At 51.1% G+C, this 15,092-nt stretch carries 16 protein-coding genes; 5 read left to right on the forward strand and 11 right to left on the reverse strand.

Going from position 1 to position 15,092, the window contains the following annotated elements; genetic code table 11:
• Positions 1-142, reverse strand: a 142-nt coding sequence (locus IQ256_RS18995; protein WP_228025070.1) for a PfkB family carbohydrate kinase, incomplete at its 3' end; no start/stop codon positions are given.
• A gap of 12 nt (positions 143-154) precedes the next feature.
• On the reverse strand, positions 155-412 hold the full coding sequence (locus tag IQ256_RS19000; RefSeq protein ID WP_193857130.1) for a hypothetical protein: 258 nt from the start codon (positions 410-412) through the stop codon (positions 155-157).
• 170 nt (positions 413-582) lie between these two features.
• Between IQ256_RS19000 and IQ256_RS19005 the strand changes: the two genes are divergently transcribed.
• A complete protein-coding gene (locus IQ256_RS19005) occupies positions 583-1,752 on the forward strand; it encodes a 1-deoxy-D-xylulose-5-phosphate reductoisomerase (RefSeq protein WP_193857131.1) in 1,170 nt (389 codons plus the stop codon).
• Positions 1,753-1,883: 131 nt separating this feature from the next.
• Entirely contained in the window at positions 1,884-2,096 is a 213-nt protein-coding gene (locus tag IQ256_RS19010; RefSeq protein ID WP_193857132.1) for a hypothetical protein, read from the forward strand.
• 6 nt (positions 2,097-2,102) lie between these two features.
• On the opposite strand, the gene IQ256_RS19015 is transcribed toward IQ256_RS19010, so the two are convergent.
• The 3 genes from IQ256_RS19015 to IQ256_RS19025 form a co-directional block, all read right to left on the reverse strand.
• Positions 2,103-2,456 (reverse strand): DUF5615 family PIN-like protein, encoded by a 354-nt coding sequence (locus IQ256_RS19015; RefSeq protein WP_193857133.1) that lies wholly within the window; start codon positions 2,454-2,456, stop codon positions 2,103-2,105.
• A gap of 3 nt (positions 2,457-2,459) precedes the next feature.
• A complete protein-coding gene (locus IQ256_RS19020; protein ID WP_193857134.1) occupies positions 2,460-2,792 on the reverse strand; it encodes a DUF433 domain-containing protein in 333 nt (110 codons plus the stop codon).
• 78 nt (positions 2,793-2,870) lie between these two features.
• Positions 2,871-4,709, reverse strand: a complete 1,839-nt coding sequence (locus IQ256_RS19025) for a phospholipid carrier-dependent glycosyltransferase (RefSeq protein WP_193857135.1) — start codon at positions 4,707-4,709, stop codon at positions 2,871-2,873.
• A gap of 208 nt (positions 4,710-4,917) precedes the next feature.
• Here IQ256_RS19025 and IQ256_RS19030 point away from each other — a divergent pair, with 208 nt between their 5' ends.
• Positions 4,918-5,619 (forward strand): CHAT domain-containing protein, encoded by a 702-nt coding sequence (locus IQ256_RS19030; RefSeq protein WP_193857136.1) that lies wholly within the window; start codon positions 4,918-4,920, stop codon positions 5,617-5,619.
• Between the two features lie 30 nt (positions 5,620-5,649).
• On the opposite strand, the gene IQ256_RS19035 is transcribed toward IQ256_RS19030, so the two are convergent.
• From IQ256_RS19035 to IQ256_RS19050, 4 genes are all read right to left on the reverse strand, one after another.
• The gene (locus IQ256_RS19035) at positions 5,650-6,270 is read right to left on the reverse strand and encodes a DNA-3-methyladenine glycosylase (RefSeq protein WP_370623492.1); all 621 of its coding nucleotides are present in this window, start codon (positions 6,268-6,270) and stop codon (positions 5,650-5,652) included.
• 83 nt (positions 6,271-6,353) lie between these two features.
• Entirely contained in the window at positions 6,354-7,775 is a 1,422-nt protein-coding gene (locus IQ256_RS19040) for an ABC transporter substrate-binding protein (protein ID WP_193857137.1), read from the reverse strand.
• A 39-nt stretch (positions 7,776-7,814) separates the two neighbouring features.
• Positions 7,815-9,320: a serine/threonine-protein kinase gene (locus IQ256_RS19045; protein ID WP_193857138.1), complete on the reverse strand. Its 1,506-nt coding sequence runs from the start codon at positions 9,318-9,320 to the stop codon at positions 7,815-7,817.
• Positions 9,321-9,347: 27 nt separating this feature from the next.
• Positions 9,348-10,451, reverse strand: coding sequence for a LysR family transcriptional regulator (locus tag IQ256_RS19050; RefSeq protein WP_193857139.1), 1,104 nt, complete (start codon positions 10,449-10,451; stop codon positions 9,348-9,350).
• Between the two features lie 371 nt (positions 10,452-10,822).
• Between IQ256_RS19050 and hrcA the strand changes: the two genes are divergently transcribed.
• Positions 10,823-11,941, forward strand: a complete 1,119-nt coding sequence (hrcA, locus tag IQ256_RS19055; protein ID WP_193857140.1) for a heat-inducible transcriptional repressor HrcA — start codon at positions 10,823-10,825, stop codon at positions 11,939-11,941.
• Between the two features lie 64 nt (positions 11,942-12,005).
• Here the strand turns inward: hrcA and IQ256_RS19060 are convergent, their stop codons facing one another.
• Both IQ256_RS19060 and hemH read right to left on the reverse strand, forming a co-directional pair.
• Positions 12,006-12,575: a rhomboid family intramembrane serine protease gene (locus IQ256_RS19060; RefSeq protein ID WP_193857141.1), complete on the reverse strand. Its 570-nt coding sequence runs from the start codon at positions 12,573-12,575 to the stop codon at positions 12,006-12,008.
• A 79-nt stretch (positions 12,576-12,654) separates the two neighbouring features.
• Positions 12,655-13,818 carry a ferrochelatase gene (gene hemH, locus IQ256_RS19065; protein WP_193857142.1) on the reverse strand — a complete coding sequence of 388 codons (1,164 nt, stop codon included), beginning with the start codon at positions 13,816-13,818 and terminating at the stop codon, positions 12,655-12,657.
• Positions 13,819-13,882: 64 nt separating this feature from the next.
• Between hemH and IQ256_RS19070 the strand changes: the two genes are divergently transcribed.
• Positions 13,883-15,073, forward strand: a complete 1,191-nt coding sequence (locus tag IQ256_RS19070; protein ID WP_193857143.1) for a site-specific integrase — start codon at positions 13,883-13,885, stop codon at positions 15,071-15,073.
• The last annotated feature ends 19 nt before the right edge of the window (positions 15,074-15,092 follow it).

Below are 15,092 nucleotides of genomic sequence, written 5' to 3' on the forward strand. Positions count from 1 at the left end.
CCGCTGCCACCGCTTGATTCGCCCCCTTCCCCCCAGGCACCGTCACGAAGCTAGAGCCCGTTAGGGTCTCACCCGGCTGCGGCAGTCTCTCCACCCGCGCCACGAGGTCCATGTTTAAGCTGCCTAATACGAGAATGTCCATTGGGTTTATTCTTCATCCCTTTATCGTTTCGCCTTTCCCAAGGTCTACTGGCGGTCGATCCGAACTCCATCCCCACCAAATTGAGCCGCACTCACATCGATAGAACTCTTGATATTTTCGCTTGCGTCCGTCGCCAAACACAGGCGATCGCCGATTCACCCACACCGCCTGCGCCTCTGTACTACCCGCCCCGCAGCTAGGGCACCCAAACGGCTGAGCATGTACAGCATCTTTAGTCCAATCGGGCGGAATCGGAGCGAATGCATCCATCAATGTAGTCTCCATCTAGTACGCTACTCGTTACGGTAGCGCCTACATTATGCCGCGTCTATTTATTCCGCATCCGGGTGTGTCCAAAAAGAGGTGCATTTGGAGTAGCCCAAGCAAAGTGACCAGCGTTGTGGTGAAATAAAGAAAACATTACAGATGGGATTCCTACAGTGAAAGCCATTACCTTGCTCGGTTCAACCGGTTCTATCGGCACACAAACGCTCGATATTTTGGCGCAATATCCCGAAAAGTTTCGGCTAGTAGGCATCGCCGCCGGTAGCAATGTCACCCTACTTGCCAAGCAGGTAATGCAGTTTCAGCCAGAAATCGTCGCCATTTGTGATGAGAGCAAGCTGGCCGAACTCAAAACGGCAATCTCGACGTTAGATCCTCAGCCTATTATCGTCGCGGGTGAGGCTGGCATTGTCGAAGTCGCCAGCTACGGAGACGCTGAGGCTGTCGTCACTGGTATCGTTGGCTGCGCTGGACTCTTGCCGACGATCGCGGCGATCAAAGCAGGCAAAGACATCGCCCTAGCTAACAAAGAAACCCTGATCGCCGGGGGGCCCGTTGTGCTGCCCTTAGCCCAAAAGCACGGCGTCAAACTTTTGCCCGCTGACTCTGAGCATTCCGCTATTTTCCAGTGCCTACAGGGGGTACCTGACGGTGGCCTGCGGACGATCGAGCTCACCGCATCCGGCGGTGCTTTTCGCGATTGGCCCGTAGAAGATTTACCCAAGGTCACGATGGCCGATGCTATCAAGCATCCCAACTGGTCGATGGGCAAAAAGATCACCGTTGATTCGGCGACATTGATGAACAAAGGGCTAGAGGTAATTGAAGCGCACTATCTCTTCGGCCTAGACTACGACGATATCGATATCGTCATTCATCCGCAGAGCATTATTCACTCGATGATTCATCTGCAAGACACCTCGGTATTAGCGCAGCTAGGCTGGCCGGATATGCGGCTGCCCCTGCTCTACGCTATTTCTTGGCCAGAGCGCATCACGACTGACTGGAAACCGCTAAACCTAGCAGAGCTCAGCACGCTCACCTTCCGCGAGCCGGACCATCAGAAGTATCCCTGTATGGATCTAGCCTACGCAGCGGGCCGGGCCGGGGGCACAATGAGCGCCGTACTCAACGCGGCAAACGAGCAGGCAGTGGCGCTATTTCTCGAAGAGAAGATTCACTATCTAGAAATTGCTAAAGTGATTGAACAGGTGTGCGATCGCCACCGAAATGATCTTAATACTGCCCCCACCCTAGAAGACATTCTAGCTGTCGATCAGTGGGCTCGCATGGCTGTCACTGAGCTAACTGCCGCGATCGCCTAATGAAGGAGCTTGTAAGCGATCGCGGCTATAGCCGCCGCGTCCGTAATCAGAACGGCCTACACTGATTTACACTAGCAAGACCCTGACCCGAACCGAAGACTGAGCTGAACCGAAGAATTGAGGAGATTCGCGTGGACATTGCATTAACCATAGGTGCGCTGGCGATCGCAGCCGTCGTTTTCTTCTGGCTCGTCGACTTCCTCAAAGACACCCTCAAAGCCACCTTAATTGTCGCCTTCTTCCTGCTCGGCCTGTGGCTAGCCTTTGGCATCGGCCCCACCGACGTTTGGGAAACCATCAAAGGCTGGCTCCCAGACTTCTTATTCTCTGAGGATGCTATCTAAAAGATGCTAGCTGAGCGGTAGAAAACGCACTTGACCTTCCCATTCATCTTCAAAGCTGTAGTCAAAGATGAAGATAATTTCCTCAATTGCAATGCCAACAGAAACTCTACGACTCACTTCAAATAGACCGGGCATTGGCAGATTAGCTTCAATTCGCTCATAGGCAAAAGTAATCATTGTCGCTACATCGTGAGTAAGCACAATGCGTCCGTTTTGAGCCGCCCACTCTAAGACAGAAGGATCATCAACACCCGACAATCCTATATCCTGAACTCTGACAATATCGACATCAGTTCGGCGTCGAAAAATGCCGCGAACAATTTGGTTGTTAAAGTTTTCGTCAGCAAGGAAAGCAGTCACTGGTTAAGCATGCGGGTAATCTCTTGCCAGCAATCGCTCTCGCATTCCGGCAGGACTGAACCTCTTCTCTACTTCCTGCCGAATTGCAGCCGACTGCTGCTGTCGTTCTAAAAGGTAGCCGTCTACCTCACTGCGATGACGCAGATAGTAGCCAATAGTAAGGTAGATATCAGAGAGCTGAAGCACGGGATACTGCTCTGATATTTCTTCCGCTGTAGCACCTTCCAGGAAAGCTGTCACTACCGTGTCGAGCGTAACCCGAGTGTTTCCAACTCGAACAACGCCATGACTATCTGTTTTTAACGGGGCTGTTTCAGATGCAATCGCCAGGATCATTCATCGAACCAAACTACATTCTTCAGTCTTAATCATATCCAACCATTGTGATTCAGTTTTTCACAGGCAGGTGATCAGCTATGCCCCATTGCAGATGTAATGACTATGAGAAAACGATCCTTTGTTGCCCCGAACAGGTGCGCTACAGCCGACAGACTCTAAGGAAGGCGAAATCCTTAGCAGCCACAGGTCAAACGGCGGATCAAACGGCTGTGATACCGAACGCACTAAATCTCTGAGGTTTTCTTCAGAATCATTATTAGCAATCAAATCTTTTTTTAACAACAGAAAACGAGGTTCGCGCTGCCATCGCGATCGCGCCGCTACATCTTTCTTTAACTGCTGTTGAATTTCCCACGCGGCTGACATAATCTCGATACCATACACGCTAGGCTGCTCGCCGACTATCGATTGAGCCCCGAGTATGACTGGATAGGCGGATTCTGCCTGAATAAAATCAACAAACCGATCGGCCTGATAGAATTTCAGATGGGTACGATCTAGAACAATCACTAAAGAACCTAAAAAACTGACTCCTAAAACCGTCAGCACAAAAGACCGACCGCTAATAAATCGCTTGACTAGCGGTAATTTGATCTGTCTAAAAAGGTGGCTACCTTCGGTCCAAAAGGGTGCCAGCATTGCACCGACTAAAATCACAATACTGGGATAAAAGACAAAGCTGTATCGATGCCCCCGAGTAATATCGAAGCCAGCACCGTAGCAGATTGCCAAGAAAACGATATTACCCATGATGAAGAATCCGCCAACCGCTAGCAATCCTGTATGCCGATCAGGCTGTCGCCACTGAAACTTGAGCGATCGCACGCCCATCCGCACAAACCAGGGCACATAGCCAAACAACAACAATATGCAAGAAATAACAATCGTCGTCACCGCTACAGCTCCATAGCCATTCGATACGGGCGCTAGAATTGCGTACAGCCCGCCCGCAACTGATTGAGCGATCGGGCCTAGCCAAAAGCCAATGCCTCTAGATCCGGTAATGTAGGTGGTTTGCGGACTGCCGTAAAAGTTCAACAGCGTTGGTAGCCATAGCAAAGCCCCGGCTGCAGTCCCTAACGCGACGATGTAGATGCGAATCCAGCGCGATCGCAGCCCAGCCCATCGATCCTGCCCACAGTCTCGAACTAACAGATATAACAGCACTAATCCTTCAATGAAATAAGTAATGGCACAAAAATAATGAACCGCCACGCCCAAGGCATTGACAGCTATCCAACCAATTACTGTCAACCAGCCAATCGCGCGCTGTTCTCTAATCGCCCGCGCCGCGAGTACAAAACAGCCCAAAGACCCCATCACCATCAAGATCGCCAGCGTATAATGACGGGCCTCTTGTGAGAGAAAAACAGAAAAAGGAGAGACCGCCATCAGCGCTGCACATAGCAACGCCGTGAGCCGACAGCGAAAGCTAGTCCAACCGAGCCAATAGCTGACGGGTACGGCGATCGCACCGAAAAAAGCAGGCAATGCCCTAGCGGCCCACACAGACGCATACCCATCTGTCTTACCTATGAGCCGATGGCAAAACATCATCCACCAGTGAGCCAAGACAAAGTAAGCCGGTGGATGATTGTTCTCGGCTAGCAGATAAGTTGCGCTGTCTGCTGCTGTCGCACCCGGTGTGAGGCTTAAGGGGCGAATTATCTGTTCTAGTGTGATGATTTGATCAGTTGGAATGAGTCTAGAAGAATTGCCCAAACTGAAGAGAATCGTCGAGATCTCGTCCATCCAGGCGGGCTTAGCGGCCAGATACGTTAGACGGATGAGCAGCGCGATCGCAAATAGCCCTAACAGCCACCAGCCCACATGTCGAACCTTCGTAGTCGATGGGTATGGCAAGGGAGAGCTATCTCCAGCAGAGACTACAGGCTGATAGATTGGCTCACTCATGGGTTTTCAATTTAACTTAGACTCAATGGCAAAGGCAATCGTGGATGAACCCATGCCATACAGCCAGTTTAGTATTGAAAGCATCCAAACTGTTTTATATCTGTACTGTCTATATCTGCGCTGACAGCTCACTTCTGTATCTCTGTCGTGAGGCACGCGAGGCTATAGTAGTCTGATTACAGAACGCGAAATTGGAGTCTTGATTAAGATGAGTGGCACTCGCGACATTCATATTGGCGGCAATGTAGACGGCGCTGCGATTATTGTGGGTGATCGCAACACCGTCACCAGTCAACAGGTCAGCAGCCAACAGCTTGCCACTCCTAGCAGCACGCCATCCAAGCGAAAACTATTGATATTAGCGGCTAATCCTCAAGGATCGTCTCGCTTACGATTAGATCAGGAAGTGCGAGATATCAGCGAAGGACTGAAACGCGCCGAACACCGGGATAAGTTTGAAATCGCTCAGCGGTGGGCCGTGCGCCCTAGAGATTTTCAAAGGGCCATGCTAGAAGAACTCCCCCAAATTGTTCACTTCTCGGGGCATGGTGAGGGCGAGGAGGGCCTGTACTTTGAAGACGAAGCAGGCGCACCCAAGCTCGTTTCAGGGTCTGCCCTAGCGTCACTGTTCAAGCTCTTTGCTCATAAAGCCAACATCGAATGCGTTGTCCTCAATGGCTGTTACTCGTCGGTGCAGGCAGCGGCGATCACTCAGCATATCCCCTACGCCATTGGGATGAGTCAGGCGGTGGGAGATAAGGCTGCCATCGAATTTGTAGTGGGTTTTTACGACGCACTGGGCAATGGTGAATCGGTAGAGTTTGCCTTTGAGTCTGGCAAGGTGTCAATGGAACTAAACGGTACAGGCTACGAGGACTTGCCAGTGCTGATGATCAACGCTCCTACATAAGTCTCACGTCGGATTGCTACCTCATTGCATTTAGTCCGGCACCGCATCTACATAACGCCACATGTGCAAGGCAAGATATGACCGGTAAGGTGAGAATTGAGCCGCTGTGCGAATGGTTTTTCTACGTTTGCTGGTGAGCTTTTCTAGCGTTTTCCTGGCGGTAACATCGCCATCGGGCCAGATATCCGCGTCGCCAAAGTAAAAGATTCCCATCATATCAGCGGTCCACTGACCAATTCCCCAAAGCGCTGTCAGCCTTTGCGTTCGTTCGGTGGGGGACAACGCGCCGAGCTCTTTTGAATTTAGCTGATTGGCCTGGGCAGCTTGGGCAAGCTCGACTACTGTCCTTGCCTTGGCACCTGATAGTCCGCAGCTTCTTAAAACAGCCGGATCAACAGTTACTAAATGATCGCTCAGCTTTTCGCCTGCTGGCACGTTCGCGACTAACCGCCCCCAGATCGAAGCTGCTGCCTTTAGTGAAAGCTGCTGTCCTACAACTGTCCGGCACAGTTGCTCTGCAAACGGCCTGTTTTGCTTTGCTACGAGCTTGAGCGAACCATTTTGGGCGATCGCAAAGTGGAGTTTAGGGCTAAGCGTAGAGGCGATCGCCAAAAACTGTTCATGAATAACCTTGATTTCACATCTATCCACCGCGCTAGCTTTCTCTTAGTCCTTTAACCGAGCACTTAACCGAGCAATCTTCTCAGGACGCGCAAATCTACAGGCTATGCGTTTCACTCGACTGGTACGTAATCAAATCCAGTCCCCGATCGATTACCAGGTACGACCTCTACTAGCTGCGATGGTTGGTTGCGATCGCCCGTTGGCAAAAATCTCACCGTCTCAGTTGCCCCAGACGCACTAAAGTCGGGCATTGCTAAGATAGTGGCAATGTCTTCTCTAGTCGCGCCTTGATCAATAGCTGCGGTCAGCGTACTTACCGCATCGTAAGCCATCACCGTCCGCCAGTTGACATCGCCGCCCCAGAGTCGACGAGATTCATTAACAAACCGACTTTGGTCATAGCTGAGGATATGCCACGGTACCGCCACTACTAACCCCTGGGCGTTAGCTCGGCCCACGTCTAGAATCTTAAAGTTGTACATATCATCACCGCCAATCATTGGCAGCTCTTTCTGATTGACCGAGATTATCTGGAGAGCAATGTCATTAGTATCAGCCGTCAGCGCCAGCATGATAACCTCAGCGCCGAGTTCTTTTGCTGTTTGAAGGGCTCGCCCCGCGCTAAATCCTGGCTCGCTGATATCAAAATCAGCGACGACACTGCCCCCATTACTCAGCAATTCGGTTGTAAACTCTGACTTCACAGAGCGGCTATAGGCGCTACTGCTATCGAAGAAAACAACTGCCTGCCGCTGGTTGATTTCGTTGAGCATGTATCGGGCTAACGTTGCAGCGGCTAGGCGATCGCTAGGCACCGTACGAAAGATGTAGTCACCCGCGTTCGAGATGCTAACCGCTGTACTCGTCGGTGAGATCATTGGCAGTTCGCCCGCTTCATATACCGCTGCTGCTGCCAACGTTGCATCGCTAGTATAGTGACCTACCACCCCTAAGACAGAGTCTTCTGCGACCAAGCTCTCAGCAACTTCAGCTGCAGTATCTGGATCGCCCTTATCATCTAGCAGCAGCACCTTCAAGGGTGTCGTAGCACCCCCTTGATTGATTTCTGTTTGAGCTTGGGCAACCCCGCGCATAATCTCTAGCGAAGCATTCAGCGCACTGCCCACTGGCGCTACCACGGCAATAGTATGAGCAGCAGCGTCGCCGATTTGGGCGTTGTTGAGATAGATCAAAGACTCTGGATCGTTTTGATCTGCTTGCAATGCCGCTGAGAACTCCGCCTGAGCGGTTTGAAAATCCTGCCTAGCTAGCGCGTCCAAACCTCTTTGCTTAGCAGCAGATGCCGCTCCAGGGAGTATTGATTGCCCCGATGAACCATCGGCCCCCTCAACTGCTAGCGAAGAGCCTGTAGTGCCTGCTCCGGTATCGACCTCGCCTTCGCGCTGAGAAGAAATTAGCGGTCCCGTCTCGCCTATAAACTGGTTTATCAAAAACCAGGCACCCCCGCCCAATAGTGCAACCGTAAACAGTAACGCAGCAATTAGAGTAGGAAGCTCGTTCTTTTTGGCCATGAGACTATTTTGGTCGACTGTTTTGAGGGGGCTAATCCCTCACATGATACGGGAAAGCAAGCTAAAAATTAGTCGAAAGATAATCGCTACGATCACCATCGCGCCACCAGCCATCAACGCAATAACTGCAATGGTGACCCAGCCCCCCTCAGCTACAAAGGAATGCAGCGGTCTAAAGAAAACGATAATCCCGAGGGTGAGGCCGGCGATAATAAATAGATCTGTACCTTCAATCACTCGCCGAAACTGAAGCGCCACTAGCACTACCAACATGGCAAGCCAGGCACCCCCGCCGATCAAAGTGGTTCCTAAAGTGCTAAGGCAGGCGATCGCGAGCAGTCCTCCTTCTACACCCGCAAATGCCGCATTCCCCAGAAACCGACGTAGAGATAACGGCTGAACGGGTGCGCTAGCAGGAACTACAGGCGAGGAGGGAACCGCTGATCCTGCTACTGAGCTTAGTGGCGAGCTGGGTGGCGAGCTGGGTGGCGAGCTGGGTGGCGAACTCTTCGATGTCGACTGAGCAGTACTTGCCGATACCGGCTGAGCCGATGAGCTAGCGACCGCCGCGCCTTTCCGGCTCGCTGTCGACAGCCTGCTCTGCGTCAGGGCATCCATGACCGCTGCGGCGTTCGGAAAGCGATCGCCCGGATTAGGCTGTAGCATCCGATCTAGGACTTGTACTAGCTCAGTCGATACCTGTACAGAAGACTGCCAGTCCCATCGATTTGAAATAGGACTGCGTAACTGGTTTGATTCTTTGTTAGTGAGTAGCACTACGCACGTAGCCGCTAGGGCATACAGATCAGAAGTCTGATCCACTGCGCCGCTCATAATCTGCTCCGGCGGTGCGTAGTCAGGCGAGCAGATTGTTGTCGGACCGCGCTGACCTACTGTCGGCGTAGTCACTTCCTTGACCGCGCCAAAATCTAGCAAAGAGAGCTTGCCATCTTGCCCTTGAATGATATTAGAAGGCTTAACATCTCGGTGAATCGCATCGTTCTTATGCACGAAGCCCAGTACATCTAGCATCGCTGTGAGTACTTTTGTGATATCTAGTTCAGAGAATTTTCCTCGTCGGTCGAGCAGTTTCTCTAAATCCTCTCCCTCAACATATTCTTGAACGAGATAGAACAGTTCTTCTGACTGATTGTTCAGTGGATTGGTGACTAGCAGCGGAAAATAGGCGTACAGGTTCGGAATTTGTGAGTGCTGCAAACCTAATCGCTCTAGCACAATAGCTTCTTGGTTAAATAGCCTTTGAGCGGTTGCTAGCTGTGATGGATTCAACGTGACCGGCGGCTGAAACAGCTTGACCACGCAGCGCCGTTGCGTCGGCGAGTCAAAATCTTTTGCCAAAAAAGCAGTGCCAAAGCCCCCTTTGCCTAGCAAACTTACTGGCAAATAGCGACCGCGCAAAATTAGCTCCATCCGGCAGGCGCTGCAATACTTTTGAGCTAGAGGATGAGAAAGGTTGGGATCGTCAAGATCCGAGAAATGATTGACTGGTGACGGACATTTTGGGCGAGTGCAGTGCAGTTGCATAAAGGAAGGTTACGAGAAACTCGACCGCTAGCGACCGGCCTCGGCATCGACTGCGGCTTCGGCCTTATCAGGCACTGTAGCAGATGCGTTCTGAGTAGGCTGTGTGGATTTATCTTTAGTGAGCTGGCCTTCAGAGAATTTGTCTTCGGCGCTAGGCTTACCGTTAGCTTTCCCATTTGATTTAGCGCTAGCTTTTCTAAATTCCAGCGCCCGATTGGTAAACTGCGGCAAGATTTCTTTGGTAAATGCTTCGGCTGCTTTTGAGCGATAGCGATTGGGATTAAAAATGACAGAGAGCGTGCGTTTGACCTCAACCGATTCAATTCGCGCCCGATGGATCACACCCATCTGCAGTTCCTTTTCAATAGAAGAGGTAGAGGCAAACGCTACCCCTAGACCAGACTGCACAGCATTTTTGATTGCTTCGATTGAATTGAGCTCCATCTCTACTTGCAGCCGACGGGTTTCGATACCGCCGCGCGTCAATACCTGATCGATTACCTTTCGGATAGTGGATTGGGAGTCTAGCGTAATAAACTTCAGCTTGTAGAGATCGCTACGGGCAATAGTCTCGTTGGACGCTAGGGGATGAAAAACCGGCATGATTAGCGCTAGCTCGTCTTCTGCGTAGGCAGCTATCTCTAAAGAATCTTGCAGCTCTGGCGGAACTTCTCCACCAATGATGGCTAGATCTATTTGGCCGTTAGCAACGCTCCACGAGGTGCGGCGAGTGGAATGTACGTGTAGTTGCACAGCGACTTCTGGATAGCGCTGGCGGAACTGGCCGATCATACGGGGTAGTAGATAGGTTCCCGTGGTTTGACTAGCGCCGATAATTAGCGTTCCACCTTGCAGGTTTTGTAGATCTTCAATCGCGCGGCAGGTTTCTTGGCAAAGGCTAAGAATGCGATCGCCATACTCTAATAGCAAGTGCCCTGCTTCGGTTAGCTGCGCTCTTCTCCCGCCTCGGTCAAACAGCGGCACATCTAGCTGGCGCTCCAGGTTCTGTACCTGAAGACTAACAGCGGGCTGAGAGACATAGAGACTGTCAGCCGCTCGCTTGAAGCTACCCTCGGCGGCGATCGCTTTCAGGATACGAAGCTGGTCAAGGGTGAAGGGAAGATCAGACATGGGTGGCGTAACCTGACAACTCAGGAGTCCAGTAGAGGTGAAAACGCAGTGATAGCTAAAGGCAAAAACATTACGGTGACTCTCTGAATTTACCAGGTATTGGGATGATTACTGCAGATCGGTTATATGGTACGAGGCATCTTGACTCAAATTGGGGATCGCAACTGGAAGACCTTACAGAAAATGCACACAGCGAACGGCAAGAGTCCAAAATGATCCTCTATGCTTTAGGAAGTGGCAAAGCGTTCGCATCGACGTTCTACAGGGAGTTCTATAGGTACCTATAAAAAGGCAATAAGACTAGAAGACCAGAAGGCTGTGTAGGTGTTTGTAGCGAGAGTGATGACAACCCAGATTTACCAAGCAGGTTTATGAAGCTTAACTCTAGGCAGCGGGATATTCTTCGCGCTACGGTGCGTCACTATGTCAATACGGCAGAACCTGTCGGCTCGAAGTCTTTGGCAAAGGGGTATGACCTTCAGGTAAGCTCAGCAACCATTCGCAACGTTATGAGCGCTCTAGAAGGATCGGGTTTACTCTATCAGCCGCATACGTCAGCGGGGCGCATTCCTTCCGATTCTGGCTACCGTAGATATGTAGACGAGCTGATGGTGCCGTCTGAGCCTTTGACTCGTCGCATGGAAACGACGCTCAGCGATAGGCTTGATTGGAATGGCCTTGCCATGGAGGCACTACTAAAAGAATCGGCTCAGGTACTGTCGCGCCTAAGCGGCTATATTGCGCTAGTAACCCTGCCCCATGTCGGGACCTCTGTGGTTAAGCATTTGAAGTTGGTTCGGGTGAGCGATCACCAGATCCTTCTAGTCGTTTTAGATATCTACGACAACCATTCAGTCTTGCTGCCAATAGCTCCTGACCCCAAAGATAGTGAACTCAAAGATGAGCACCTAGATATTGACGCAGAGCTACAGGTGCTCTCTAATTTCTTGACCAACCAGTTAAGAGGACGCTCTTTGCATGATGCCAAGCTGGACTGGTCGGATCTAGACCAGACGTTTCAAAGATACACAGAAGCGCTTCAAAGTGCGATCGCCGATCTGGCTAAAAAGACAAGCACAGCGCCCAATTCTCAAATTCTAATCAGTGGCTTAGCCGAAGCTTTAGACCAGCCTGAGTTTGCCGAGCGTGAGCAAATTCGCAGCATTGTCCAGCTTTTAGAAGATGGACGAGACCAGCTATGGCCTTTGATCGCAAACCCACTGCTACCAGATACAGAAACTGGCAGTCCGCTAGCTAAGCGTCAGAGAATTAGGATTTGGATTGGCGCAGAAAACCCTCTAGAGCCGATGCGTGCCTGTGCGCTGATCGCCTCTCGATATGGACACTCACCCGGCCCAACAGGCAGCTTAGGTGTGCTAGGGCCAACTAGAATGCTGTATGAGAACGCAGTCGCAGCGGTAGAGGCAGCAGCTAACTATCTGACAGATGCGGTATCAGGCAGTCAGATAGAAGGCGTAGGGGTTTCATAAGATAAATCTCCCTGTCAATTCTTATACCGAATCAGTTCTAAGAGCTAGTAACAAGAACGATTGGCTAGAAATCGTTAGAGGGCTGCCTTGGTCTAGCTAACAATCTAGCTGCTAGAACGCCACCCAAAAAACCAAATAAGTGCCCTTCCCATGAGATACCTGGTTGAGTGGGTAGTACGCCCCAGATGATACCGCCGTACAAAAATGTTACCAGGATAGAAAAGGCGATCGCCACCGCACTGCGCTCAAAATAACCACGCAGTAACAAAAATCCAAAGTAACCGAAGACAATGCCACTTGCCCCAATGTGGCTAGCGGGTGAGCCGATCAGCCAAGTCCCAAAGCCGCCAACTATCGCTGAAATGATGCTAACCCAGAAAAAATCCTCGGTGTTTCGCAACATAATCAGCCAGCCTAAGCTGACTAGCGGCACCGTATTGGCCAGCAAATGCTGAAAGTTACCGTGCAAAAAAGGAGCAGAGAAAATACCCAAAAGACCGGGAAGCGATCGCGGTCGAATGCCGAAATTATTCAGAGCCCCTTGAAATATCACCTGATCGACAATCTCTATGGCCCATAGCACAACAACAACGACAAACAAAATCCTGATCTGTAGTCCGAATGCTTTAGCCATAGGTACTGATAGAGAAAGCTAGAGTAGTGATAAGAAAGCTGAAGTGCTCATGCTCATACTAACAACTACAGCCTGACAACTACAGCAATCCAATCAGGTGCAAGGGTCCTTGCCCAGTGACAATCTCTGCTATTAGTGCCAAGAAGCCCAGCATCGCTAACCGTCCATTCCACACTTCAGCGACCGGCGTCATTCCCCAGGCTGACTTATCTTGTGGATAGATTCGCACCTTCTTCTCAGGTTTTACCAGATCAGAGAAATGTACGGGTTTTCCACTTAAAGCCTCTTCCACCATATCGGCCATATCAGCGACAAAGCGCGGATAGGTATCTAGCGCTGGCACCCGATGGAAGCCCTCAATGCCCTGCTCTTCTGCAATCTCACGATATTCAATGTCAATCTCTTGCAGCGTCTCGATATGCTCAGAGACAAAGCTGATAGGCACAACGACTAGATCTTTGACACCCTTATGCGCCAGAGCTCCAATCGCGTCTTCTGTATAGGGCTGTAGCCACTCGATCGGGCCGACTCGACTTTGATACGCCAGCGTGTAGTCGTTAGGCCGACCCAGTGCCTGCATGATCAAGTCTGTGCAGTGCTCAATTTCTTTTTGATAAGGATCGCCAAACTCTTCTACGTAGCTGACTGGCACACCATGGGCACTAAAGAAAATATGGGCCTCGTTAGGATTCGGCAGCTTGTCTAGCTCGGCGCGAATCAAGTCAGCCATAGAATTCACGTAGCCAGGCCGCGCATACCAAGACTCAATCAAGGTGTAGTCAATCGGGTTTAGCGACGGATCTTCCTGCCAAATCTGCTCCAAAAGACGAAAGCTAGAACCGCTAGTACTGATCGAATACTGGGGATAGAGGGGTAGAACAACGAGCTGTTCGATACCGTCTTTCTTAATGCGTGCGATCGCCTCTTCAGTAAACGGATGCCAGTAGCGCATCCCCACATACACCTCAGCGTCCTTACCCTTTTCCTTAAGTGCCTCTTTTAGCGCCGAGCCTTGCTCTTCTGTGATCCGTCGTAGAGGCGAGCCGCCGCCAATCTGCTGATAGTTCTCTTGAGATGTTTTGGCCCGCCGACTTGAAATAAACCAGGCCAGGGGTTTTTGCAGAGCAGGAAAAGGAATTCGGATAATCTCAGGGTCCGAAAATAGGTTAAATAGAAAGGGCTGTACATCATCTGGCTTCTCTGGTCCGCCCAAATTCAGCAGCAAAACTCCCACACGGCTCATAGTGAATCGCGTACCCTGACGCTTAGTGTTTTAATAATCTTTGCCTATCGTAACAACTAACGTTATGCCTGAAACATTCCCTTCAGCGGAAATTGCCACAAAAGCAGTACAACACGCGATAGACACACCGCTTGCGAAAGTCAACCAGAGATTCAAGGCCGCTAAACTTGGGCTTAAAATTGAGCGTCGCGGTGACAAACTCAATCTACGCGGCACGCTTCCTCCTCGTCCCAACAGTCCTAGGCTCAGGGCCTATCAGCAGCGCATTCCTCTTAGCCTGCCTGCTAACAAATCAGGGCTCAAGCAGATCGAAAAGACGGCCAAGGTCATCGCTGCCCAGCTGATTGAAAACACCTTCAACTGGCAAGACTATCTCGGCCCTATGGCGGGGCTCAAACGCAGCGGCGTTAATCTAGCTACGCAGATTGCTGCTTTTGAGGTCTACTTTTTTCAGTCGCGTTCAGGCACGGCCAAACCGTCCTCGCTCCGCACCACTTGGGGAAAAGCCTACGTTCCCTATTTCAACAAGCTTCAGGCGATCGCCGCCCAGCATCCAAACTACTCTCTACCCGAAGCCATCTACGCCACCGTCCAAAGCACCACGGCCAACTCTCGCAGCCGTCAGATCTGCTGCACGGCCCTAGACGCGCTAGCAGCCTTCCTCAATATTCCGCTGCCGATCGAGCTAAAAGCCTACTGGGGCAACTACGGCAATAGCAAAACTCAGCTCCGAGCGCTCCCTACCGATGCCGAAATCCTTCGCACCTACGAAAAGATCAAAAATCCGGCCTGGCAGTTTGTCTATGGCGTCATGGCTACCTACGGTCTGCGTAACCACGAAGTCTTCTTCAGCGATTACAGCATGTTGACTAACGGTGACGAAGAAGCCGCCATCGAAGTCTTAGAATCGACCAAGACTGGCCAGCACGACGTTTGGCCCTTCCACCATGAATGGGTAGATGCTTTCAACCTACGCGAGGTCAGACTGCCAAAAGTCAATACCGATCTAAACAGCACCACCCTTCAGCTCGTCGGTCAACTCGTTTCTAAACAGTTCAAACGCTACGACATTCCTTTTTCTCCCTACGACCTGCGCCATGCCTGGGCCGTTCGCACTATTGGCGTTGGCCTCCCCGACACTGTCTCTGCTCGAATGATGGGCCATTCAGTGGCTGTTCACAATCGCACCTATCACCGTTGGATCACCCGCCGCGACCAGAGAGCAGCCGTAAAGGCGGCAATGGCCAGAGGGTAAGAACTTTCTCTTAAACCGA

Source organism: cf. Phormidesmis sp. LEGE 11477, from assembly GCF_015207105.1.
Taxonomy (GTDB): Bacteria; Cyanobacteriota; Cyanobacteriia; order Phormidesmidales; family Phormidesmidaceae; genus Phormidesmis.